Below are 23,386 nucleotides of genomic sequence, written 5' to 3'. Positions count from 1 at the left end.
TTCCATATAGCCAAGTGAGGCTGTAAATAATGTACATTAATGAAAATGAAATTGCGATAATTTGATTTACTTCTTTATAACTCTTTAAGATAAAGGTTAAAAAAATCACAGCAAAAATTGTAAAAATAAAGGTATTGACTTTTACTAATAATAAATTTTGATTTCGATTAAAGTAAAAAAGGAAAAAAAGAGAACAAAATAAAATGTAAAGATTATATAAAAATCCAAATTGAATACTGCTCCCAAAATATATCTGAAATATAAACATTAAAAATTCTAGTATAAAACTTGTTCCTAAGTAAAAACACAAAAAATCCTGTTGCCTCCCTCCTATTTTTAAATATAAGAAAATAGAAAAGGAAGCAACAAAAAATAAGACTATGATATATGCTATTTGAAAACTAGAATACATCATGGCTGCATATTACCAATATCATAAAAATTACTATTGTTTTTTTGAAAAGCCATAGATAGCTTTTTTTGTTTTTTTGGATCTCGTAAAACATCATTAACGTTACTATTAATGCCCTGTAGAATACAATCCTTTTTTATTCGTATTAATTTTACCCTAATATCTATTGTTTCATATTGTTCTTTTATGAATGTCTCTACTACTTTTAAAGGAAAAGTTATATATTCTGTAATTCCATTTAAAGTTGATTTTTTTCTGATTAACTCACCTATGCCTTCTAGAAATTCTTTTCTTACATCTCCAAAACTGGTTGAAATATTAATTTCTCGCAGTTCTGAATTATCATCTACTAAGTATGCATTATAATTAGTAGGTACAAATTCATATAGATTGTCTTCATTGCAATTTAAAATTATATAATAATGCATATATTTTTGACTTATACTTCTAACTGAAATATCACTACCATTAATATCTTTAAGAAATCTATTTAAGGATACATTATCAATGAAGATAAAATGAATATTATCAAATGAAAAATTAACACTTTTAAAAGATTTTGTATTAATTATGAAATCTTCTAGTATTTGTGGTATACTATTTTCAGAAAAAATTTCTTCAGCACCATTACTCATACATCTTAATTGATCAGGAGTAAGCTCCAGGTTCATTTCAATATGCTTATTCCCAATATCCTTGAATGATTCACAATCTATTTGTAAAATCTCTTTAATTACATTTAATTTGATTTCCGCACAAAAGTTTTTCAATTCTTCTGGATTCATAATTTCTTAGTTTTTAAAATGGTTAAATTTATTAATAGCCTCCACTTTGTTGTTGACGTGGAGCTTTCGGTAGATGTTGCCGACGTGTTTTTTCACCGTATCAATGCTGATGAATTTCTTGTCGGCAATTTCTTTATATAATAATCCTTGCGAGAGAAGCTCCAGGATCTCCTTTTCCCGGTCCGTGAGTTCGTTGCAACCCTGGATTTGGGGAAGTTTACGTTCAAAATGGCTAAGGACTTTCCGAGCGATGGAGAAGCTCATCGGGGCGCCGCCGTTGAATGCATCGCGAATGGAGGAAAGAATCTTATCCATGCTCTCCCCTTTCACCAGGTAGCCCATGGCTCCGGCTTTCAGTGAATTGAAGATCTTTTCGTCATCTTCAAAACTCGTACACATAATAAACTGGGTGGACGGCATCTGCTGTTTCAGTTTTTCAATGATTTCGATGCCCAGCATATCCTGAAGCTGAATATCCATCATGACCACATCCGGAGAAAGATCAGAGAGCTGTTGCAAAGCCTCGCGTCCGTCAAAAAACTGGGCAACGACTTTCATGTCATCCTGGTAATCAATTACTTTCTTCAAGGCATTGTTGTAGTTTTTCTCGTCCTCTACGATGGCTATGGTTATTTTCATCTGGCGTGGATTGGGTGAATATTCAACTCAGAATTCCAATTCTAACAATTTGGGACATCACAAAAATGGAGATAGCCCTTGCTATTCATTATTTTGAAGGACAAAATCCGTCTCCAAGACCGATCACCGTGCCGATCACACCTTTAAGTACAGAATTTTTGACGATTTCTTTCAGAAGCTCCAGCCCTTTTTTCGCTGCAGGCCACACTGCGCAAAAATTAACGCTTTCCGGACTTTTTTCTAATGATACATTTTTGATTTCTGATTCTGTGAACATAGTAATAAAGTTTTAAATAGGCCTACTCTATATAGTTTTCGGCTTCCCTGATTTATTACGGTAAAGTTCGGAATCGTAAAGGAGCGGGTCAATTACCCGTTTGTGTAATTTTAGAAGATTTACGTTCATCATGGTTGGTTTAGTTTTTGTTTTGATTAAATTTAAGGAAAATTATTTTATATTACAAAACATTTAACAATCAATACATTAAAAAAAATTAACATCATGAAAAAGGTAATTCTGGTCGCAGTTTCAGCGATTTTTCTTTCTATGGTAAGCTGTAAAAAAAGTGAAGGCGGCAACAAAGAGATCATTCAATCGGAAAGTTCGGAGACTTCGGTGGTGGATAACAACGGTAAAATAGATTCCGTAAGCACATCATCCTCGATGACGGAAGTGAACGGGCAGAAAACGGAAAAGACCAGCAATATTTATAAAGCAACGGATGGCACCCTGGTAAAAGTAATCTTTGAAACCACCCCGAAAGAAAGTACGCTTTCCATCAGAAATAACAATAAAACATTTATCCTGAAGAAAACGGGAAGCAGCGGTAAAGAAACAACATATACAAAGGATGATATGACGGCAAAAGTAACGCAGGACAGTATTCATCTGATCCAGGGAAATAATATTATTGAGCTGAAAAAAACGAAAATATAAAATATAACCGACCGTTTAATTCATTTTAAACGGTCGGTTAGTTTTACTTTTAATCCATATTATGTATTTATGCCTTCCTAAGCAATGAGCCATTGATCCAACCGTACAACGGCTCTCCATCTATATTTTTAGACAATACATAAACATAGAACCAACCGGATTTACTTTTTACAAATTCGACTTTTGTATCAGACTGAAGTTTATCAATAATCTGAAATTCGGTTCCTGCACCAGTCCTGAGATTAACCTGGTTTGCTGTTACTTTATATACATCGGCCGTGTCATCTTCCCTACCAAAAAGTTTTGCTCTGAAACTTTCCATAGGAAATGCCGGTCCCGGATCATTTTTCCGGAACGGAGCAATATCTTCATGCCCCAGGACTTCTTGTATATTATAATTTTCCATTAATAATTTACATACATTAAAACAGGATTCAATCTGTCTGTCCGTAAAATTGTGCCAGTAAGAAATCTCCTGTTCATGCTTATGCCTAGCTTCAACAACCACGTCTTTCGGATATTCCTTTTTAAACCAAGAATAAAACCGATCGTTCACCTTTGTCAGCCTTCCCGGATTATCCAGTTCAATACCGATGGAAAAGTTATTAAAACCCGATCGATCCGACCATCTGCTGACTCCTGCATGCCAGGCCTTATGGTTGAATTCTACCATTTGTATCACCTTACCATCCCTATCTATAACAAGATGTGCAGAAGCCTTAGCTTCCGGATTTTTGAACCATTCTACAGAACTTTCAGCACTTCTCCCCGCAGTAAAGTGAATAATGATGGAATCAGGAATTATTTCTCCTCCTTTATTTGGAGTAGATACAAAACTAATGCTTTCGGAGGAAAGCGTTTTTGATAATTTGTTATTTAAAATTTTCATAACTAAAATTTTTGTATCACAAACATATTCCATAAACCTATCAAAATCAATTACCCTTTTGTGTAAAATAAAAAAACCATCCGAATAAACGGATGGGTTCTTATGATGTATCTGATGAATATTATTCTTCAGTTTTTTCTTCTGTAGAATCAGCAGCTTCAGCCGTTGGCTCAGCAGTTTTTTCTTCTACTACAGGAGCTTCAGCAACTACAGCTTCTTTTTTAGGAGCCGCAGATCTTCTGCTTCTTCTTGTCGCTTTTTTCTCTTCCGCATTCGGATTATAAAGCTCATTGAAGTCTACCAGTTCGATAAGAGCAGTATCAGCAGCATCACCCGGTCTGAAACCTGTTTTGATGATTCTTGTATAACCACCGTTTCTCTCAGCGATTTTAGGAGCTACTGTTCTGAACAATTCAGCAACCGCTTCTTTATTTTGAAGATATGAAAAAACAATTCTTCTGTTGTGTGTAGTATCTTCTTTTGCTTTTGTTAATAGAGGCTCAACATATACTCTTAAAGCTTTTGCTTTTGCTACAGTAGTGTTGATTCTTTTATGCTCAATTAGAGAACAAGCCATATTAGAAAGCAATGCGCTTCTATGAGAAGCTGTTCTTCCTAAGTGATTGAATTTTTTACCGTGTCTCATTATTAATTAATTATCAGCGTCTAATTTATATTTTGCAACGTCGAAACCGAAGTTTAGACCTTTTGAATGCACTAATTCTTCTAGTTCTGTCAAAGATTTTTTACCAAAATTTCTGAATTTCATCAAATCAGACTTACTGTAAGAAACCAATTCTCCAAGAGTTTCCACTTCAGCCGCTTTCAGACAGTTCAGGGCTCTTACGGAAAGATCCATGTCTGCTAATTTAGACTTCAGTAGTTGTCTTGTATGAAGAGTCTCCTCATCATATTGGATCGATGCTTTTACGGCTTCCGTCTCAAGCGTGATTCTCTCATCGGAGAACAGCATGAAATGATAGATTAAGATCTTGGAAGCTTCAGTTAAAGCATTCTGCGGACTGATAGATCCGTCAGTTTCGATATCCAGTACAAGTTTTTCGTAGTCTGTTTTTTGCTCTACACGATAATTTTCAATGCTATACTGTACTTTCTTGATTGGCGTGAAAATAGAGTCGATGGCAATAGTACCTACCGGTGCATTGTTTGACTTATTTTGTTCAGAAGGCACATACCCTCTTCCTTTTTCTATATTGAAAGTAATTTCGAAAGTAACGTCATTGTTTAGGTTACAAATCACTAAATCCGGGTTCAACACCTCAAATCCGTTGATCGCTTTTCCTAAATCTCCAGCAGTAATCACCGTCTGACCCGATACTTTGGCAACAACCTGCTCATTAGACTGGTTTTCTGCCGTAGATTTTAATCTTACCTGCTTCAGGTTAAGAATGATTTCGGTAACATCTTCGATTACTCCCGGAATGGTTGAAAATTCGTGCTCTACACCTTCTATTTTGATAGATGAAATAGCGTATCCTTCCAGAGAAGAAAGCAACACTCTTCTCAAAGCATTACCGATTGTAAGCCCGAAACCTGGTTCTAGTGGTCTGAATTCAAACTGACCTCTAAAATCATCAGAGTTAAGTAAAATTACTTTATCGGGTTTTATGAATTGTAAAATTGCCATATTATTGGGTTGAGCAAAAATTTGATTAAAAAATTATTTAGAGTAAAGTTCGACGATAAGCTGTTCCTTGATGTCCTCCGGAATCTGGATTCTCTCAGGGGCAGATACGAAAGTACCTTCTTTTTTCTCATCGTTGAATTGTAACCACTCATAATTTGCTTTGGAAGCCAATGCATTGGTAACCACTTCAAGAGACTTGGATTTTTCTCTTACAGCGATTACATCACCTGCTTTTACCAAATATGAAGGAATGTTCAGAATCTCTCCGTTCACGGTAATGTGTCTGTGAGAAACCAATTGTCTTGCAGCAGATCTTGTTTTAGCAAAACCTAATCTGTAAACTACATTATCGAGTCTTGATTCGCAAAGCTGTAGTAGAACTTCCCCTGTTACACCTTTACTTCTGTGTGCTTTCTCGAATAAGTTAGCAAACTGTCTTTCTAAGATACCGTATGTATATTTAGCTTTTTGTTTTTCAGCTAACTGAACTGCGTATTCAGATTTTTTAGCACCTCTTCTCTTGTTAGGACCGTGTTGTCCTGGCGGTTGGTTTTTTCTTTTCTCGAAGTTTTTGTCATCTCCGTAGATTGCAGCACCAAACTTTCTAGCAATCTTAGTTTTAGGTCCAATATATCTTGCCATAATGGGTAAATTCTAAAAATTAAACTCTTCTTCTTTTTGGTGGTCTGCATCCGTTGTGTGGCATTGGCGTCACGTCAACGATTTCACTAACTTCGATTCCTGAATTGTGGATAGATCTGATAGCAGATTCTCTACCTGCACCCGGACCTTTTACGAACACCTTTACTCTTCTTAATCCCGCTTCATGAGCTACAGCAGAGCAATTTTCAGCTGCCATCTGAGCAGCAAATGGAGTATTCTTTTTAGAACCTCTGAAACCCATTTTACCGGCAGAAGCCCAAGAGATAACCTCTCCGTTTTTATTTGTTAAAGAAATGATGATGTTATTGAAAGAAGCCTGAATATGCGCTTCACCAATAGCTTCAACTTTTACTTTTCTTTTTTTAACTACTTTAGTTTGTTTTGCCATAATTCCTAACGATTATTTACTAGCTTTTTTCTTGTTAGCAACAGTTTTTCTCTTTCCTTTACGGGTTCTAGAGTTGTTTTTCGTTCTCTGGCCTCTTAAAGGTAGTCCTAGTCTGTGACGTATTCCTCGTTGGCATCCTATGTCCATTAATCGCTTAATGTTCAATTGCACTTCAGATCTCAACTCTCCTTCCACTTTGATGTTTTCGGAAATGTAGGTTCTGATGGCAGCCAATTCATCGTCATTCCATTCGTTGACTTTCTTGTCTTCGCTGATACCGGCAGCTTTAAGGATTTCTGAAGAAGTACTTCTTCCGACTCCGTAGATGTAAGTTAAACCGATAACACCTCTTTTGTTTTTTGGTAAATCTATACCTGAAATTCTCGCCATAATTTAATGTTAGCCTTGTCTTTGTTTAAATTTTGGGTTCTTTTTGTTGATTACGAACAGTACACCTTTTCTGCGTACGATTTTGCAATCAGCGCTTCTTTTTTTAATTGATGCTCTTACTTTCATTTTGTTTGATAGTATTTATTTTTTTAACAATAGCCAAATGGAACATGTGTTCCATTTGGCATTGTTTTAATATCTGAATGTAATTCTCCCTTTTGATAAATCGTAAGGAGACATTTCCAGTTTCACCTTATCACCAGGTAAAAGTTTAATATAATGCATTCGCATTTTACCGGAAATATGGGCAATAAGTACATGCCCATTTTCTAGCTCTACACGGAACTGGGCGTTGGAAAGTGCTTCCGTGATAACGCCGTCTTGTTCAATATGTTTTTGTTTCGCCATAAATTAATATCCAGTCGTTCTTGATAATTTAGACTGCATCAAGCCATCATAATGATGGTTCAGCAGATAAGTATTAATCTGTTGAACGGTATCTAAAATTACTCCCACCATAATCAATAGTGATGTTCCCCCGAAAAACAGGGCGAATGCATCTGTCTGAACAAAGGTTCCATGCACAATTGCCGGAAGGATTGCAAAGATAGACAAAAATATTGCACCCGGCAAGGTAATTTTTGATAAAATATCGTCTAAATAATCAGCCGTTTCTTTTCCTGGTCTTACTTTAGGTACTAACCCTCCGTTTCTCTTCAAATCATCAGCCATCTGGTTTACCGGAATCGTAATTGCAGTATAGAAAAACGAGAAGATAATAATCAATAGCGCGAACAATACGTTGTACTGCCAGCTAAAAACATTCTTGAAACCTGCAAGAAAAGTATTGGATTCATCTACTTTCGTCAATAACCCCGGAACGAACATCAATGCCTGGGCAAAGATGATCGGCATAACACCGGCAGCATTCACTTTCAATGGGATCCACTGTCTTGCTCCCTGCATGAGATTTCTGTTTACACCTCCTCTTGCCTGAGCTCTGCTTACATACTGGATCGGGATTTTTCTTACCGCAACGGATAACACCACTGCAAGAAGAACCACCAGCATCCAGAAGATTACTTCAATAAGGATCATGATCGATCCCATTCCTCCTTTTCCGTTCTGCACGGCCATTTCCTGTACGAATGCTTCAGGCAGTCTTGAAAGGATCCCTACCATAATCAGGATAGAGATACCGTTTCCGATACCTTTGTCGGTGATTTTCTCACCCAACCACATTGCGAATACTGAGCCGGCAACCAAAATCACGATACTTGGCAGCCAGAACATAATGGAATTCGGCTCTACATAATATGCAGACTGGAACTGAGCATAAGGTAAAAACAGCTGAGTGATCGAGGTAAGATAAGAAGGGGCCTGTACAAGACAAACGCCTATCGTTAACCATCTGGTGATCTGGTTCAGGGTATTTCTACCGGACTCTCCATCTTTCTGAAGTTTCTGAAGATAAGGAATAGCCATCCCCATCAACTGAACAATAATAGAAGCAGAAATATAAGGCATGATACCTAACGCCATTACGGAAGCGTGGCTGAAAGCTCCCCCCGTAAACGACGAAAGCAAGCCAAGGAGACCTGCTCCTTGCTTGTTACCGCCTTGATTTTTATAATGCTCTAAGAGATCCCCTACTTCTGCAAGGTTAATTGCAGGTAAAGAGATATAAGATGCGAATCTATACACAAGAATAATCCCTAAAGTGAAGATAATTTTATCCCGTAATTCTTTAAGGCTCCAAATATTTTTGAGTGTTTGTATAAATTCTTTCATTAGTAATTATTATAAGGTAATTGCTTTTCCACCTGCTTTAGAGATCAACTCTTCCGCAGATTTAGTGAATTTGTCAGCAGAGATTGAAACCGCAGATTTCAATTCTCCTCTACCCATAATTTTCACTAATTCGTTTTTCGTAATTAAACCGTTTTCGATAAGTACTTCTCTTGTGATATCTCCTGTAATGGATTTATTTTCAATTAAAGTCTGGATCGTATCCAGGTTAATTCCTCTAAACTCTTTTCTGTTTACGTTTTTGAATCCGAATTTCGGTAATCTTCTTTGTAAAGGCATCTGACCTCCTTCAAAACCGATCTTCTGAGAATATCCGGCTCTTGCTTTCTGTCCTTTGTGACCTTTTGTAGAAGTACCTCCTTTTCCGCTACCTTGTCCTCTACCGATTCTTTTTGAATTGAAAGTAGATCCTGCAGCTGGCTTTATGTTGTTTAAATTCATTTTAAAATTATTTTAAAAATTATTTTTGAACTTCAAGTAAGTGACTAACTGCAGCTATCATTCCTAAGATAGAAGGCGTAGCTTCGTGTTCTACAACTTGGTGAAGTTTCTTAAATCCTAATGCTTCAAGCGTTCTCTTTTGGGTTTTTGTTCTTCCAATAGCGCTTCTTACTTGCTTTACTTTGATTGTTGCCATTGTTTTATTTATTAACCGTTAAACACTTTAGTTAGAGAAACTCCTCTCATTCTAGCGATTTCTTCAGGTCTTCTGATATCCAGTAACGCTTTGAAAGTAGCTTTCACCACGTTGTGAGGGTTAGAAGATCCTTTGGATTTTGAAAGGATATCGTGTACACCGGCAGACTCCAATACCGCTCTTACCGCACCACCGGCGATAAGTCCTGTACCGTGAGAAGCAGGTCTCAAGAAGATATCAGCTCCACCATATCTGGCAGAAGTCTGGTGAGGAATCGTATGGTTCATTACAGGAACTTTTACTAAGTTTTTCTTAGCATCTTCTACCGCCTTAGCAATAGCAGAAGCAACTTCCTTAGATTTCCCTAGACCAAAACCGATCGTTCCCGCTTCGTCTCCTACAACAACGATTGCAGAAAATCCGAAAGCTCTACCTCCTTTGGTTACTTTTGTTACTCTGTTAACAGCTACGAGACGATCTTTAAGTTCTAATCCTCCCGGTTTTACTCTTTCTATATTATCTAGTCCTAACATATTTTCCGAAATTTAATGATTAGAATTTAAGTCCACCTTCTCTCGCACCGTCAGCAAGAGCTTTTACTCTTCCGTGGTATACGAATCCGTTTCTATCAAATACAATATTTTCGATTCCTGCAGCGATGGCTTTGGCAGCGATAGCCTTACCTACGGCAGCAGAAACTTCAGTCTTTGTTCCGTTAGCTTCAACGCCTTTCTCTCTTGAAGAAGCAGAAGCCAATGTTTTTCCACTGTTATCGTCGATTAACTGAGCGTAAATTTCCTTATTACTTTTGTATACAGATAATCTTGGCAATTCAGAAGATCCGGAGATTTTCCCTCTTACTCTTCTTTTGATTCTTATTCTTTTTTCTACTTTAGTTAATGCCATAATACTTATAATTTATTAAGCAGATTTACCAGCTTTACGTCTAACAATTTCTCCTACGAATCTTACCCCTTTCCCTTTGTATGGTTCAGGCTTTCTGAAAGAACGGATCTTTGCAGCGACCATCCCTAGAAGTTGGTTGTCGTGAGACGTTAAAGTAATAATTGGGTTTTTACCTTTTTCAGTCAATGTATCTACTTTTACTTCATTTGGAAGTTCCAGTACGATACCGTGAGAGAATCCTAAAGCCAACTCAAGTTTCTGACCTGCGTGTGAAGCTCTGTATCCTACCCCTACTAATTCCAGTTTCTTTTCGAAACCTGTGTTTACACCAACAATCATGTTGTTGATTAACGCTCTGTATAAACCGTGAAGCGCTTTGTGTTGTTTAGCATCAGATGGTCTGTTTACGTTCAGTTCCCCATCTTTCTGTTCTATAGTAATTCCTGCTGTAAGTTCCTGAGAAAGTTCTCCTTTAGGACCTTTTACGGTTACCACACCATTGTTTTCAGTGATGGTAACTCCTGCTGGAACTGTTATAATTGCTTTACCAATTCTTGACATTTTCCTGTGATTAAAAATTAATAAACATAGCAGATTACTTCACCGCCTACTTTTTCTTCTCTGGCTTTCTTGTCAGTCATTACTCCTTTAGAAGTAGAGATGATAGAAATACCCAAACCGTTAAGTACTCTTGGAAGTTCTCCTGAACCTTTGTACTGTCTCAAACCTGGTCTTGAAGCTCTTTGAATAGACTTGATCGCCGGTTTGTTGGTTTGCTTGTCGTACTTTAAAGCGATTTTGATCGTACCCTGAACAGCGCTATCTTCAAACTTGTAGTTTAAGATATACCCCTGATCGAATAAGATCTTAGTAATCTCCTTTTTGATTTTCGATGCAGGAATTTCCACCACTTTGTGGCCTGCGCTTTGTGCGTTCCTTACTCTTGTTAGGAAATCTGAAATTGGATCTGTTACCATTTTTCTTTTATAAATTATTGGTTAAAGAACAATCAGTTTTGTAAAGACTTAAAGAGTAAAATATCAGGCCTCAGAAATTTCGGCCTGATATTTTTATCTTTAGTTTCCGAACAACTTAATTGTCCCGATTTTTTTAGTAATAAATTACCAGCTTGCTTTTTTAACACCCGGGATAAGACCGTTGTTTGCCATTTCTCTGAAAGTTACTCTGGAAATTCCGAACGTTCTCATGTATCCTCTTGGTCTTCCTGTTAATTTACATCTGTTGTGTAATCTTACAGGAGAAGCATTTTTAGGTAATTTCTGAAGTCCTTCATAATCACCTGCTTCTTTTAAAGCTTTTCTTTTATCAGCGTATTTAGCAACTAACGCTTCTCTTTTGCGCTCACGCGCTTTCATTGATTCTTTAGCCATTTCTTAATTCTTTTTGAATGGTAAACCGAAGTGAGTTAATAAAGCTTTAGCTTCTTTGTCTGTTTTCGCCGTAGTAACGAAAGTGATGTCCATCCCCTGGATTTTTTTCACTTTGTCGATTACGATCTCAGGGAAGATGATCTGCTCAGTGATCCCTAAGTTATAATTTCCTCTACCGTCGAAACCATCAGCCTTGATTCCAGAGAAATCTCTGATTCGCGGTAATGCAGAAGAAGTAAGTCTGTCTAAGAATTCATACATCTTGTGAGCTCTAAGTGTTACCTTAGCCCCTACAGGCATACCTTTTCTTAATTTGAAAGCAGCTTCATCCTTCTTGGAGATTGTACCAACAGCCTTCTGACCGGTGATATTCGTTAGTTCTTCAACAGCATAATCGATGATTTTCTTATCTGCAGTAGCATCTCCTAAACCTTGAGACAATACGATTTTCTCCAGTCTAGGTACCTGCATTACAGATTTGTATCCGAATTCTTCCATCATTGCAGGAACAATCGTTTCTTTATATGCTTTTTTGGGTCTTGCTATATATTCCATGTGTTCTTAAAAATTATAAAGTTTCACCCGTTTTTTTGTTGATTCTCACTTTCTTATCTCCTTCGGTTTTATAACCTACTTTGATCGCTTTTCCGTCTTTACCAACTAAAGCTACGTTTGAGATATGAATAGAAGCTTCTTTCTCAGTAATTCCTCCCTGAGGATTTGAAGCTGAAGGCTTAACGTGTTTTTTAACGATGTTAAGTCCTGCAACAATTACTCTAGGGTCTTTCCCTTCTTTTTTGATCACTTCAATAACTTCACCGGTACCACCTTTAAGACCTTTCTTACCTGTAGTTACGATTACGTTATCTCCTCTTTTTATTTTTAACTTTGACATTTTTTTACAATTTTAAATATTAAAGTACTTCAGGAGCTAATGAAATGATTTTCATATATTCTTTGTCTCTCAACTCACGAGCAACCGGTCCGAAAACACGCGTTCCTCTCATTTCTCCCGCTGCGTTTAGCAATACACAAGCATTGTCTTCGAATTTGATGTATGAACCATCTTTTCTTCTCACTGCTTTTTTAGTTCTTACTACGACAGCTTTAGATACCTGACCTTTCTTAGCGTTTCCTGATGGTGTGGAATCTTTGATAGTAACAACGATTTTATCACCAACTGAAGCATATCTTCTTCTGGTTCCTCCCAGAACTCTGATAACCAATACTTCTTTAGCACCCGTGTTATCAGCAACTTTTAATCTTGATTCTGTTTGTAACATTATTACTTAGCTTTTTCAATGATTCTTACTAATCTCCATCTTTTGTTCTTGCTCAAAGGTCTTGTTTCCTGGATCAGAACCGTATCTCCCTCTGTGCATTCGTTGTTCTCGTCGTGTGCAGTATATTTTTTCGTTTTCAAAACGAATTTACCGTACATCGGGTGCTTTACTCTTGTAGTTTCACTAACAACAATAGTTTTTTCCATTTTATTGCTGGAAACCACTCCGATTCTTTCTTTTCTTAAATTTCTATCCATTGTAAAATGAAATTATTGTTTGTTAGTTAACTCAGTGTTTAGTCTAGCGATTGTTTTTCTCAAATCTCTGATTTGGATCGGGTTTTCAATTGGGCTGATTGCATGAGCCAATTTCAATTTGGAATATTGAGCTTTTGCTTCAGTTAATTGAGCTTGAATATCACCCGCGCTTAAATTTTTAATATCAGCTTTTTTCATTGTATTCAAAGATTAAAGAGGTTTAACAAAATCGTTAGCAACGATGAATTTGGTAACTACCGGTAATTTTTGTGCAGCAAGCCTAAGAGCTTCTTTGGCTACATCGTAAGGAACACCTCCGATTTCGAACATAATTTTACCAGGCTTTACTACAGCTACCCAATATTCCACGGCACCCTTACCTTTACCCATCCTTACTTCGGCTGGTTTCTTGGTAATTGGCTTATCCGGGAAGATTTTGATCCATAGTTGACCTTCTCTCTTCATATATCTTGTCGCAGCGATACGAGCAGCTTCAATTTGTCTTGCAGTGATCCAAGCACCTTCTGTCGCCTTAATCCCGAAAGTTCCATAAGCAAGTTGACTACCTCTCTGGGCATTCCCCTTCATTTTCATCTTATGAACTCTACGGAATTTGGTTCTTTTTGGTTGTAACATAATTTCTAAATTTTAGATTTTAGATTTTAGATTTTAGATTTTTTTTATTTTAAAAAAGTAACGGTAATTTAAAATTCAAAATGGTCTAATCTAAAATTTTTAATTATTATTGTTATTATTGTTGTTGTTCTTTCTAGGTCTTCTGTTGTCTCTTTCTCCTCCTCTGTTATCTCTTCTGTCAGACTGACCTCCTTTTTTCTGCTGTCCCACTAATGGAGAAAGTTCTCTTTTACCGTAAACTTCCCCTTTCATGATCCAAACTTTAACCCCTAGTTTTCCGTACTGAGTCAATGCTTCACCGATGTGGTAATCGATATCCGCTCTGAAAGTAGACAATGGAATTCTTCCGTCTTTGAAAGATTCTGATCTTGCCATTTCAGCACCGTTCAATCTACCAGAGATCTGAACTTTGATACCTTCTGCACCCATTCTCATTGTACCTGCGATCGCCATCTTAACAGCTCTTCTGTAAGAGATTCTGTTTTCAATCTGCTTTGCAATGCTATCAGCAACCAATACTGCGTCAAGCTCAGGTCTTTTGATTTCGAAGATGTTGATCTGAATATCCTTTTTAGTCAATTTTTTCAACTCTTCTTTCAGTTTATCAACTTCCTGTCCTCCTTTACCGATGATAAGTCCCGGTCTAGCGGTAGTAATTGTAACTGTTACTAACTTTAATGTTCTTTCAATATAAATTCTTGAAATCCCACCTTTAGATAATCTAGCTTCAAGGTATCTTCTGATTTTGTAGTCTTCCGCGATTCTGTCTCCATAATCGTTTCCGCCAAACCAGTTAGAATCCCATCCTCTGATGATACCTAATCTATTACCAATTGGATTTGTCTTCTGTCCCATACCTTGATTAATTTTCTTTTGTACCTAAGATTAACGTAATGTGGTTTGATCTTTTTCTGATTCTATACCCTCTACCTTGCGGAGCCGGTCTTAGTCTCTTCAATTGTCTTGCGCTATCCACGAAGATTTCTTTAACGATAAGGTTTGCTTCTTCGATATCTGCACCCTCGTTTTTTGCTTGCCAGTTGGCCATTGCTGAAAGTAAGACTTTCTCTAACTTGTTAGATGCGTCTTTCTTAGAATATTTTAGAATGTATAAAGCTTTGTCTACTTCTACTCCTCTGATGATATCAGCTACTAATCTCATTTTTCTTGGAGAAGACGGGCAATCATTATGTAATGCTTTTACTACATCCTGATTTGTTAATTTACGTGCCAATGCACTTTCTCTTTTTCTTGATCCCATGATTATCTGCTTCCTTTGTTTTTGTTACCACCATGACCTCTGAAAGATCTTGTTGGAGAAAATTCGCCTAACTTGTGACCTACCATATTTTCTGTAACATAAACCGGGATAAAAGATTTCCCGTTGTGTACAGCGATAGTCTGTCCTACGAAGTCCGGAGAGATCATCGATGCTCTAGACCAAGTTTTGATAACTGTCTTCTTACCAGACTCTATATTTGCCTGAACCTTCTTATCTAAAGTATGATGAATGAACGGTCCTTTTTTAAGTGATCTTGCCATAATTATTTTCTTTTAGATACGATGTAACGGTTAGACACTTTGTTTTTCTTTCTCGTTTTGTAACCTTTAGACGGCATACCGTTTCTGGATCTTGGGTGACCTCCTGAAGAACGTCCTTCCCCACCACCCATCGGGTGATCTACCGGGTTCATTACAACCGCTCTTGTTCTTGGTCTTCTACCTAACCATCTGCTTCTACCAGCCTTACCAGATACTGTTAATTGGTGATCAGAGTTGGAAACCGAACCGATCATAGCCATACATTCCGTAAGGATCATTCTGGATTCTCCTGAAGGCAATTTGATGATCGCGTATTTTCCGTCTCTTGAAGTTAATTGCGCTGAAGAACCAGCACTTCTTGCTAAAATAGCACCTTGACCAGGCTTCATTTCAACACAAGAAATTACAGTACCCAATGGAATATTTTTCAATTTCATTGCGTTACCAACGTTTGGTTCTACGCTCTCACCTGAAACTACTTTCTGATCTACTTTGATACCGTTTGGAGCGATGATGTATCTCTTCTCTCCGTCTGCGTACTCTAGTAAAGCGATAAATGCAGTTCTGTTTGGATCGTATTCTACAGATTTTACGGTTGCTTCAACGTTTGCTTTGTTTCTTTTGAAGTCAATAATTCTGTATTTCTTTTTGTGTCCACCGCCGGTGTAACGCATGGTCATTTTACCAGTTTGGTTACGTCCACCTGACTTTTTAATACCAACGGTTAGAGATTTCTCTGGTTTGTTGGTAGTAATTTCCTCAAAATTGTTTACAATTCTGAATCTCTGTCCCGGGGTGATAGGTTTTAATTTTCTAACAGACATTACTATTATTTATAATTATAATTAATTTACAGCAAAAATATCGATAACGTCACCTTCAACAAGTTTGATTACCGCTTTTTTCAATTTGTTTGTCTTTCCAACCTGAAGACCTTTTTTAGTGTATTTCGAAGAAACCCTCGGAGCATAAATCATTGTGTTAACGTCTGCTACTTTTACACCGTAAGCCGCTTCAACAGCTTTTTTAATCTGGATTTTATTCGCTTTGGTATCTACCAAGAAAGAATAAGAACCTCTTAAATCCGTAAGGTAATTAGCCTTTTCTGAGATAACTGGTTTAATAATAATAGACATGATTTATTTCTTTAAATTTTCCTGGAATTTTTCTACTGCACCTTCGAAGAATACGATCTCACCTGCATTTACCAAGTCGTAAGAGCTCACTTCATTGAAGTTCATTACTTTGGTTTTAGGTAAGTTTCTTGAAGACAAATACACATTCTTGTTAGCTTCAGGAAGAATGAACAAAGATTTTTTACCGTTTAATGTCAATGCATCCAATAAAGTAATGAAATCTTTAGTTTTAGGAGCATCTAAGCTCACATCTTCTAAAACTCTGATGCTGTTGTCTCTCATTTTCTGAGATAAAACAGATTTCTTAGCCAATCTCTTAAGCGCTTTGTTCAGTTTGAATCTGTAGTCTCTTGGTTTAGGACCAAATACTCTACCCCCACCTCTGAAAGTTGGAGACTTGATATCCCCGTATCTTGCAGAACCAGATCCTTTCTGCTTCTTAAGCTTTTTGGTAGAAGCGGTAATTTCGCTTCTTTCTTTTGCTTTATGAGTCCCTTGTCTTTGTGCGGCAAGGTACTGTTTAACTTCTAAGTAAACCGCGTGCTGATTTGGCTCAATTCCGAATACTGTTTCGTCTAGAGTTACTTTTCTTCCGGTCTCTTTTCCTGATGTATTTAATACTACTAGTTCCATTTTCTGATAATTACATAAGAATTTTTAGCTCCCGGAACAGCACCTTTTACTACTAAAAGATTTTGTTCTTGATCCACTTTTAACACCTGAAGGTTTTGTACAGTTACCTGCTTACCTCCCATTCTTCCAGCCATTCTCATCCCTTTGAATACTCTTGAAGGGTCTGAACCAGCACCGATAGAACCTGGAGCTCTAAGTCTGTTGTGCTGACCATGAGTCGCCTGCATTACACCTCCAAAACCGTGTCTTTTAACAACACCCTGGAAGCCTTTACCTTTTGAAGTACCTGTTACGTCTACGAATTCTCCTTCGTTGAACAAGTCTACTTTTACTTCTTCTCCTACTTTTACTTCATCAACGAATTCTCTGTAGAATTCTACCAATTTAGCTTTAGGAGCAGAACCAGCCTTTTTGAAATGGCCAGCTAACGCTTTACCAACGTTCTTCTCACTCTTGTCATCGAAACCTAACTGAACTGACTTATAACCGTCTTTTTCAATGGTTCTGACCTGTAAAACCGAGCACGGACCAGCTTGGATAACTGTACAAGGAATGTTTTTTCCTTCTTCGTTAAACAAAGATGTCATACCGATTTTTTTACCAATAATACCTGACATTGTTTATATTATAATAAAATTTATCCTTTATTTATCATCATTTCCAGGAAGTCTGAAGTAATTTCTACGTTTGATGTAGGCATACTACGCCCCTAAAATGAGTGTGCAAATTTATGAATAATTTTATAACTGGCAAATATTTACAGCAAAATATTTTGATTTTTAATGATTTACAGCAAAACAGAAATTATCGGATTGATTTCTTTGCCCGGCAGCTGATGAATTTTCATTTTACACAACAAATTACCGCGTACGGTTAACAAGCAATGCTAAATAAAGTCTATAATAAATTATTAACTTCTGATTATTAAAAATAGCCGCTTGTATCGGGCGACTCCATATTCTGTAACTTATAAAGCTATGGCTTCAACTCAATAGGATTGTTTCTTTTCTTTATCTTCTCCTTAACTTTGGCTTCTGCAGAAGGATCCAACGTAAACCCGCTCTTGGAAATCTCTGAGACCAGGTTTTCCTGAGAATTCTTGAGAGCTTTATAATATTCTGCCTTAGATACTTTTTTCCCGTTTGACCTTTTTTCCGAAATCCATAAGGCAGGCTTATCGGCCAGATTTTTATAACTTAACAATTCAAATTTATACTGCTTTCCGGAATCTTCCATTTCCACAATAAGCCCCGGCAGCCCGTAAAATTTATACGGCCCGTCTGAAACCGGAATATCATTGGTAAACCAGGCTTTATACTCACGCCCGGCATAAGAAAGAAGCGCAGCCTGGCATTTCAGGTTGCCGATGTTTTTCTTCTCTTCGGTAATTTTCCATTTGAATTCAGGATGTTCTTCATAAACAAAATCGTTTCTTATAATCTTATCGTAAAACAACACCTGTTTCTTTGCAGGATCTTTTATGATCCGGTAGGTGAAATTGGTTTTGGGAATAGCGGTAAGATCAAGCATTGAGATGCGGGTATTTAATCCGTTGGTCATTTCAGCCGTTACGGAATCTCTTTTATAAGAATTCAGGCTCATGAATTGGGATTTTTCCTTACCGCGTTCCAGGATAAAATATTCTTCACCGATGTTTGCTTTATCCAGAGAATCTTTCTGATGCGTCAGTAAATAAATATACCTTGATTCTACCTGATCCAGATCCACCGCTTTTTGTCCGTACAGATTAACGGCCATAAAAAAGAACAGCAGTACTGCTCCGATGCTTTTATTCATATTTCTCTTTTTTTAAAGGCAAAAGAGGACCTAAATCCTCTTCTACCACTAATTTAATTAACATTTAAAAGTTGATGCCCGATTAATTACCGCAGTAAACATCATCTGCCGCCAGAACAACATCGATGATATCCCCCAATGTTTCACCGCAGGCTACTCCGCTGACACCGCAGGATAAAGTTACATCCACACACCCGTAAGCCTTTGCTTCAACAGGGGCTTTTTGTTCTTCCGGTAAATTTTCTGTTTCTGCTGCAATCGTGTTTGCACTCACGGTTCCGGCAACTGCGAACGCTGCCATGAAGATTAATTTTTTCATGATACTAATTTTTTTGAATTTGATTTCACTAAAGTATGAATAATTATCAATACGAACAAAATAATTTTCAATATTTATTAAATAATAATAAATTATCGGAAATAAAAATTAGATTTATCTGAAATAAAATCACTGGCAATAACAATTATCATTATTAATTATAAATTTAATCTCAAGATAATAATTGAAGGGGGATGATCATATAATTATATTCATCTTCAGGAGATACTCATTAATACTGATTGACTAACGGCTAAACAGGACTTGCCTATCCTGATTGAATTTCAATTATCTCATGGTTTATAAGTATTTTAAAACTTAATTTCCGTGATTTTACGGTGTAATTTTTGCTTAAGAGTTTTTACTTTCGAGGAAATGAAAAAGGAAAAAGACAGCTTCCCTGCCTAGTGCAGACAGCAGCAGTTTTGGTTCCGCGCTTCCCTGATAAAAAACATGGACTATACCTTACCAGAAATCATTGAAAAGGATCATTCATAATAAAGCAACCTTAAATCCCTAATGAAAATTTTACGTTTTCTTTTCATTCTGCTTCTTGCTGTTTCCTGTAGCAAACATCAGCTACATCCGTATACTTTCTATTACTGGAAAACCGATCTTTCCCTTGCCCGGACAGAAAAAGATGTTCTGCAAAAAGCTTCTCTTCCTTTTCTGTACACCCGGTTTTTCGATGTGGATAAAACGGATGGAAAATTTCAGCCGGTCGGGGTGATTACCAAAGACAAAAGCTTCATCACTGGTAAGCAGATTATTCCGACGGTTTTTATCACCAACCGGACCTTCCTGAACATTACAAATCAGGAAACCCGTTTCCTGGCTGAAAGCATCCACGCGTTGATTCGGAAGAAAGCTTCGGAGTATCATTTGAAGACAGGAAATGAAATTCAGATCGACTGCGACTGGACGGCCGGCACCCGCGACGATTATTTTAAATTTTTAAATGAACTAAAAAAGATTTCAGGGAAATCCGTTACCTGCACGCTCCGGCTGCACCAGGTGAAGGATAAGAAACTGATGGGTATTCCGCCGGTTGAAAAAGTTTACCTGATGTGCTATTCCACTTCTTCCCCGCTGAAAAAATCCGGTAAGAACTCAATCCTGGATGTGAATATCCTGAGAAGCTACCTTTCAAAAATTAAAGATTACCCGGTTAAAAACATGGCAGTTGCACTACCTATTTATTCATGGGGCATTGTCACGAACCATCTGGGTAAGCACCGGCTGATTAATGCTCTATCACAGAAAGATCTGGAAAACCCTTCCTTCAAAAAAATTTCCGATACGGAAGCTGAAGTCCTGAAAGACGGGTTTTATTTCGGCCATTATCTGAATAAAGGATTCAGGATTAGAGTCGAGGAAATTTCAGACGATCAGCTTCAGGCGGTCATAGATTTTCTGCAGAAAAAAATACAGCCTTTCGATATTATTTATTATCAATTAGACCGTAAATTTGTAAAAGGCCAGCGGTTTGATTTTTAAATACTGTTTCGTTTAGCAGGCTGCTGATTCTTCAAATAAAACCTATTAAAATTACAAACTAAAAACACCATCATAAAATGAAAAAGTCTTTGCTTACCCTTGCGGTTCTTTCGCTTTTCTATACTGAATCCAGTGCCTGCGCATGGTCGGATCCTGATTACGAATATTTCAATCTTTTTACCCAGAGCATTATCCGGGATAAATCCTATCTGCCGTTTCTTCACAGCTACTCGACAAGGTTCTATTCCGATTTTAAACCGTCTCAGATTCCGGATGATAATACCTATGCCTGGAAAAAGTTTTTCAATAACCAGTTGAATTATGCGGAAACGGATTATCTGGTGAATAAAATGAGCATAAACGATCTGAATGCCCTGAAAAAAGGAACTCCCTCCAATACGTTGCTGATAAAGCTTGGTGCCGGATTTTACCCGAAATACCGTGAAGCCGTTGACTATCTGATCGAGGCCAAATATCTTGAGCCCTATATGAAGATAAACTATGTTGAAACACCTGATTCTTTTTATTATCGTGAGAATGAAAGTAGCCAGAATGCCACCAACCTGGATTACAGGAAAACCATCGCTGCTCTGACCTCCCTTTACAATGCCGCAAAAAATCCGGAAATCAAACAGCGGTATGGGTACCAGCTGGTAAGATTCAACCACTATACAAGAAATTACGATGCCGCAGTGCAGGTCTTCCGAAAGTATGTGGAACCGATCAGGCTGAGAGGAGCCATCTACTTTATGGCGTTGGATCAGCTGGCAGGTGCACAGCGCGGACTGGATCTTAAAAGCGATGCCAACTGGAATTTTTTCCAGGTGTTTATGAACAGCAAGAGCCGTAAAGAATCTGCTTTTGTATCAATGAAACTTTCGGATACCGCTTCTTTTAACAATATCATGAAAAGAGCAGGCACCAGTCAGGAGAAAAATATGGCTTATTTCCTGTTAGGCTACGAAGATTTCAACAATCCGATCCCAACCATGGAAAAAATGTTTGAGATCGATCCCGATTCCGAGATCCTGAAAGTAATGGCTGTTAGAAGCATCAACGAGCTGGAACGAAGCTACCTTCCGATTTACTATTACCATAATGAAGACGGAAATACTTCTGCCCAGAATGCAACGGCTGACAAAAACTCAGATCAGGGGAAAAATACAGCTGCAGAGCCTAAAAAAGAAGAACTTTCTTTTTGGCAGAAAATTGTACGGTTTTTCAAAAATCTTTTCAGCAGTAAAAAAGATAAAACTTCAACGGAAAGCAAGGCGGATCAGAGTGATGACGAGCTACTGGACAATCCGAACCGGATTCCGGTATTCAGCAAAAATACTTATTGGTACGACGATAAAACAAAGGACTTTCTGGATGATCTGGAGAAATTTACCTATAAGGTCAAAGAAGAATCCAAGGATGAATACTGGCAGATTGCTGATGCATACCTTAAATTTTTAAAGAAAGACTACAAAGCGAGTACGGAGATCTTAAATGAGATAACCACGACCAATCCGGAATATCAGGAGCAGATCAAAAGAATGAAAATCCTGAACGACATTGTTTCCCAACCAAAGATCGATGCGGCCTATGAAGATCATTTAATGAATGATTATGCAGAATATTTTGTCGACAAGCCGGAAGTTAAAAAAGACAGTACGGATACCGCAGATGATTATTATGGAACCGTACCGTCAACTAAAGATTTCCTGAAGGATGTCCTGGCCAACCGCTATTTTCTACAGGGTGAAGACGGAAAATCTTTCCTGATGAACAATAAGCTTTCAGACCTTCAATATAACCCGAACTCAAGCCTGGTGAAAAGCGTCGAGGATTTTTACAAGAAGCCTGATAAAACAAAATTTGAAGAACAGATCATTGCTAAAAACATTGATGATGTCGGAAATATCGATGCTTTTTTTGCGGTAATCTACGGAGACCGCGCCATGAGACAGGCGGATTTTGAAAAAGCAAAAGCCTATTACGCAAAAGCCCAGGGATTCAAAGGCATCCCAAGAACAGACTGGAATTACGATGCTAAAAAGCTAATGCCAACCCAATACCCCGCGGCAGCCTATAACGGATTTAATAATATCTCCGACCTTGTCTTCGGGTATAATGTATGGGAAAGCTTCCAGAGCACTGCTGAAGAAAGCATGAAAAAGGAAGATTACACCCCATTTCCTTTTATTAAGCCAACAATGAACAAACTGCAGCTGGCGGATGCTTTGCTTCAGCTTAAAAGAATAGGTTCCGGAAAAGATGCAAAAGCTGCCGCAGCCAACCAGCTGATAGGGAACCTTCTGTACAATACCTCAATCTTAGGCTATTACCGTCAGCTTTTCGTGATGGACATCGATAATACGAATGGCGGAAAATATGATTTCTGGAGTACGGACCGGAAAAATCCGTACCAGTATTATTATAAAAACTTTACGGACCAAAGCTATATCGAGCCGGATAATTTTGATCTCGCCATCAGCTATTACAAAAAAGCCTTTGATCTTTTTGCTGACAGGGAACAGAAAGCAAGGACTCTTTTCCAGATGGCAAGTGCCGAACAAGGCAAATATTATCAGTATGAAGCCAAAAATCCTTCCAAGATTGATTATTCGGATCCTCAATACAGCGAAAAGAGCGATGCTTACCAGAAGCAGCTGGACCAGATTAAAAATCAGAAATACAGAACGTATTTCGCCCTGTTGAAAAACCAGTATGCCAATACGGAAACCGCTAAGGAACTGATGGGGAGCTGTTCTTATTTTGGGTATTTTATGAGGTAAACAAAAAAGGAA

General features: G+C 37.6%; 37 protein-coding genes. 3 read left to right on the top strand and 34 right to left on the bottom strand.

The annotated features are described in order from the left end of the window. Positions 1-411: 411 nt before the first annotated feature. The 3 genes from ACED20_RS04275 to ACED20_RS04265 form a co-directional block, all read right to left on the bottom strand. Complete coding sequence (locus ACED20_RS04275; protein ID WP_294238699.1) at positions 412-1,197, bottom strand: hypothetical protein; 786 nt, start codon at positions 1,195-1,197, stop codon at positions 412-414. Between the two features lie 6 nt (positions 1,198-1,203). Continuing rightward, positions 1,204-1,836: a response regulator transcription factor gene (locus tag ACED20_RS04270; RefSeq protein WP_294238696.1), complete on the bottom strand. Its 633-nt coding sequence runs from the start codon at positions 1,834-1,836 to the stop codon at positions 1,204-1,206. A gap of 88 nt (positions 1,837-1,924) precedes the next feature. Then, the gene (locus ACED20_RS04265; RefSeq protein WP_288376270.1) at positions 1,925-2,113 is read right to left on the bottom strand and encodes a hypothetical protein; all 189 of its coding nucleotides are present in this window, start codon (positions 2,111-2,113) and stop codon (positions 1,925-1,927) included. A 225-nt stretch (positions 2,114-2,338) separates the two neighbouring features. Between ACED20_RS04265 and ACED20_RS04260 the strand changes: the two genes are divergently transcribed. Beyond that, positions 2,339-2,773, top strand: coding sequence for a hypothetical protein (locus tag ACED20_RS04260; RefSeq protein ID WP_288376272.1), 435 nt, complete (start codon positions 2,339-2,341; stop codon positions 2,771-2,773). Between the two features lie 67 nt (positions 2,774-2,840). Here ACED20_RS04260 and ACED20_RS04255 read toward each other — a convergent pair whose 3' ends face one another. The 31 genes from ACED20_RS04255 to ACED20_RS04105 all read right to left on the bottom strand — a co-directional run bounded on the left by ACED20_RS04255 (position 2,841) and on the right by ACED20_RS04105 (position 19,097). Then, a complete protein-coding gene (locus ACED20_RS04255) occupies positions 2,841-3,662 on the bottom strand; it encodes an N-acetylmuramoyl-L-alanine amidase (protein ID WP_294238693.1) in 822 nt (273 codons plus the stop codon). A gap of 121 nt (positions 3,663-3,783) precedes the next feature. Continuing rightward, positions 3,784-4,308 (bottom strand): 50S ribosomal protein L17, encoded by a 525-nt coding sequence (gene rplQ / locus ACED20_RS04250; protein WP_288374581.1) that lies wholly within the window; start codon positions 4,306-4,308, stop codon positions 3,784-3,786. A 6-nt stretch (positions 4,309-4,314) separates the two neighbouring features. Next, positions 4,315-5,310 (bottom strand): DNA-directed RNA polymerase subunit alpha, encoded by a 996-nt coding sequence (locus ACED20_RS04245; protein WP_288374579.1) that lies wholly within the window; start codon positions 5,308-5,310, stop codon positions 4,315-4,317. Between the two features lie 33 nt (positions 5,311-5,343). Continuing rightward, positions 5,344-5,952, bottom strand: a complete 609-nt coding sequence (gene rpsD / locus ACED20_RS04240; RefSeq protein ID WP_027381319.1) for a 30S ribosomal protein S4 — start codon at positions 5,950-5,952, stop codon at positions 5,344-5,346. Positions 5,953-5,971: 19 nt separating this feature from the next. After that, positions 5,972-6,361: a 30S ribosomal protein S11 gene (rpsK, locus tag ACED20_RS04235; RefSeq protein ID WP_034694697.1), complete on the bottom strand. Its 390-nt coding sequence runs from the start codon at positions 6,359-6,361 to the stop codon at positions 5,972-5,974. A 12-nt stretch (positions 6,362-6,373) separates the two neighbouring features. Next, complete coding sequence (gene rpsM, locus ACED20_RS04230; RefSeq protein WP_034678036.1) at positions 6,374-6,751, bottom strand: 30S ribosomal protein S13; 378 nt, start codon at positions 6,749-6,751, stop codon at positions 6,374-6,376. A gap of 9 nt (positions 6,752-6,760) precedes the next feature. Further along, entirely contained in the window at positions 6,761-6,877 is a 117-nt protein-coding gene (gene rpmJ / locus ACED20_RS04225) for a 50S ribosomal protein L36 (protein ID WP_007839480.1), read from the bottom strand. Between the two features lie 66 nt (positions 6,878-6,943). Beyond that, positions 6,944-7,159, bottom strand: a complete 216-nt coding sequence (infA, locus tag ACED20_RS04220) for a translation initiation factor IF-1 (RefSeq protein ID WP_029297754.1) — start codon at positions 7,157-7,159, stop codon at positions 6,944-6,946. A gap of 3 nt (positions 7,160-7,162) precedes the next feature. Further along, on the bottom strand, positions 7,163-8,542 hold the full coding sequence (secY, locus tag ACED20_RS04215; RefSeq protein ID WP_146939925.1) for a preprotein translocase subunit SecY: 1,380 nt from the start codon (positions 8,540-8,542) through the stop codon (positions 7,163-7,165). A gap of 9 nt (positions 8,543-8,551) precedes the next feature. After that, positions 8,552-9,001 (bottom strand): 50S ribosomal protein L15, encoded by a 450-nt coding sequence (gene rplO, locus ACED20_RS04210; RefSeq protein WP_294202842.1) that lies wholly within the window; start codon positions 8,999-9,001, stop codon positions 8,552-8,554. Between the two features lie 19 nt (positions 9,002-9,020). After that, on the bottom strand, positions 9,021-9,197 hold the full coding sequence (rpmD, locus tag ACED20_RS04205) for a 50S ribosomal protein L30 (RefSeq protein WP_007839493.1): 177 nt from the start codon (positions 9,195-9,197) through the stop codon (positions 9,021-9,023). Between the two features lie 11 nt (positions 9,198-9,208). Next, complete coding sequence (gene rpsE / locus ACED20_RS04200; RefSeq protein WP_027387203.1) at positions 9,209-9,730, bottom strand: 30S ribosomal protein S5; 522 nt, start codon at positions 9,728-9,730, stop codon at positions 9,209-9,211. A 19-nt stretch (positions 9,731-9,749) separates the two neighbouring features. Then, a complete protein-coding gene (gene rplR, locus ACED20_RS04195) occupies positions 9,750-10,103 on the bottom strand; it encodes a 50S ribosomal protein L18 (protein WP_066434448.1) in 354 nt (117 codons plus the stop codon). Between the two features lie 15 nt (positions 10,104-10,118). Then, positions 10,119-10,664: a 50S ribosomal protein L6 gene (gene rplF, locus ACED20_RS04190; protein ID WP_294202821.1), complete on the bottom strand. Its 546-nt coding sequence runs from the start codon at positions 10,662-10,664 to the stop codon at positions 10,119-10,121. A gap of 17 nt (positions 10,665-10,681) precedes the next feature. Further along, positions 10,682-11,080, bottom strand: a complete 399-nt coding sequence (gene rpsH / locus ACED20_RS04185; protein ID WP_116095828.1) for a 30S ribosomal protein S8 — start codon at positions 11,078-11,080, stop codon at positions 10,682-10,684. A gap of 144 nt (positions 11,081-11,224) precedes the next feature. Then, positions 11,225-11,494, bottom strand: a complete 270-nt coding sequence (gene rpsN, locus ACED20_RS04180) for a 30S ribosomal protein S14 (RefSeq protein ID WP_027387207.1) — start codon at positions 11,492-11,494, stop codon at positions 11,225-11,227. A gap of 3 nt (positions 11,495-11,497) precedes the next feature. Beyond that, positions 11,498-12,049 (bottom strand): 50S ribosomal protein L5, encoded by a 552-nt coding sequence (rplE, locus tag ACED20_RS04175; protein WP_146939921.1) that lies wholly within the window; start codon positions 12,047-12,049, stop codon positions 11,498-11,500. A 13-nt stretch (positions 12,050-12,062) separates the two neighbouring features. Next, the gene (gene rplX / locus ACED20_RS04170) at positions 12,063-12,389 is read right to left on the bottom strand and encodes a 50S ribosomal protein L24 (RefSeq protein ID WP_294233604.1); all 327 of its coding nucleotides are present in this window, start codon (positions 12,387-12,389) and stop codon (positions 12,063-12,065) included. A 19-nt stretch (positions 12,390-12,408) separates the two neighbouring features. Then, complete coding sequence (rplN, locus tag ACED20_RS04165) at positions 12,409-12,777, bottom strand: 50S ribosomal protein L14 (protein WP_007839504.1); 369 nt, start codon at positions 12,775-12,777, stop codon at positions 12,409-12,411. Positions 12,778-12,779: 2 nt separating this feature from the next. Next, positions 12,780-13,034 (bottom strand): 30S ribosomal protein S17, encoded by a 255-nt coding sequence (gene rpsQ, locus ACED20_RS04160; protein WP_042720938.1) that lies wholly within the window; start codon positions 13,032-13,034, stop codon positions 12,780-12,782. Between the two features lie 12 nt (positions 13,035-13,046). Next, positions 13,047-13,232 (bottom strand): 50S ribosomal protein L29, encoded by a 186-nt coding sequence (rpmC, locus tag ACED20_RS04155; RefSeq protein WP_027381309.1) that lies wholly within the window; start codon positions 13,230-13,232, stop codon positions 13,047-13,049. Positions 13,233-13,244: 12 nt separating this feature from the next. After that, on the bottom strand, positions 13,245-13,670 hold the full coding sequence (rplP, locus tag ACED20_RS04150) for a 50S ribosomal protein L16 (RefSeq protein ID WP_292009953.1): 426 nt from the start codon (positions 13,668-13,670) through the stop codon (positions 13,245-13,247). A 99-nt stretch (positions 13,671-13,769) separates the two neighbouring features. Then, positions 13,770-14,525, bottom strand: coding sequence for a 30S ribosomal protein S3 (rpsC, locus tag ACED20_RS04145; protein ID WP_294233592.1), 756 nt, complete (start codon positions 14,523-14,525; stop codon positions 13,770-13,772). Between the two features lie 7 nt (positions 14,526-14,532). Beyond that, complete coding sequence (gene rplV, locus ACED20_RS04140) at positions 14,533-14,931, bottom strand: 50S ribosomal protein L22 (protein ID WP_027387214.1); 399 nt, start codon at positions 14,929-14,931, stop codon at positions 14,533-14,535. A gap of 2 nt (positions 14,932-14,933) precedes the next feature. Further along, complete coding sequence (rpsS, locus tag ACED20_RS04135; RefSeq protein ID WP_002983209.1) at positions 14,934-15,212, bottom strand: 30S ribosomal protein S19; 279 nt, start codon at positions 15,210-15,212, stop codon at positions 14,934-14,936. Positions 15,213-15,214: 2 nt separating this feature from the next. Continuing rightward, entirely contained in the window at positions 15,215-16,036 is an 822-nt protein-coding gene (rplB, locus tag ACED20_RS04130) for a 50S ribosomal protein L2 (protein WP_034678013.1), read from the bottom strand. Between the two features lie 21 nt (positions 16,037-16,057). After that, positions 16,058-16,348, bottom strand: coding sequence for a 50S ribosomal protein L23 (gene rplW / locus ACED20_RS04125; RefSeq protein WP_294233589.1), 291 nt, complete (start codon positions 16,346-16,348; stop codon positions 16,058-16,060). Between the two features lie 3 nt (positions 16,349-16,351). Then, the gene (gene rplD / locus ACED20_RS04120; protein WP_294233587.1) at positions 16,352-16,981 is read right to left on the bottom strand and encodes a 50S ribosomal protein L4; all 630 of its coding nucleotides are present in this window, start codon (positions 16,979-16,981) and stop codon (positions 16,352-16,354) included. Beyond that, positions 16,972-17,598 (bottom strand): 50S ribosomal protein L3, encoded by a 627-nt coding sequence (gene rplC / locus ACED20_RS04115; RefSeq protein WP_042720943.1) that lies wholly within the window; start codon positions 17,596-17,598, stop codon positions 16,972-16,974. The genes rplD and rplC overlap by 10 nt, the downstream gene beginning before the upstream one ends. Before the next feature lie 358 nt (positions 17,599-17,956). After that, on the bottom strand, positions 17,957-18,778 hold the full coding sequence (locus ACED20_RS04110) for a GLPGLI family protein (protein WP_294240343.1): 822 nt from the start codon (positions 18,776-18,778) through the stop codon (positions 17,957-17,959). Between the two features lie 82 nt (positions 18,779-18,860). Next, positions 18,861-19,097, bottom strand: coding sequence for a hypothetical protein (locus tag ACED20_RS04105; RefSeq protein WP_294240345.1), 237 nt, complete (start codon positions 19,095-19,097; stop codon positions 18,861-18,863). 519 nt (positions 19,098-19,616) lie between these two features. Between ACED20_RS04105 and ACED20_RS04100 the strand changes: the two genes are divergently transcribed. Then, entirely contained in the window at positions 19,617-20,594 is a 978-nt protein-coding gene (locus ACED20_RS04100; protein WP_378103579.1) for a hypothetical protein, read from the top strand. Positions 20,595-20,671: 77 nt separating this feature from the next. Further along, a complete protein-coding gene (locus tag ACED20_RS04095; protein WP_378103577.1) occupies positions 20,672-23,374 on the top strand; it encodes a hypothetical protein in 2,703 nt (900 codons plus the stop codon). Positions 23,375-23,386: the final 12 nt, after the last annotated feature.

This window comes from Chryseobacterium sp. sg2396 (assembly GCF_042610505.1).
GTDB lineage: Bacteria > Bacteroidota > Bacteroidia > Flavobacteriales > Weeksellaceae > Chryseobacterium.
Note: the sequence above shows the minus strand (reverse complement) of the source record. Positions and strands in the feature narration are given on the sequence as shown.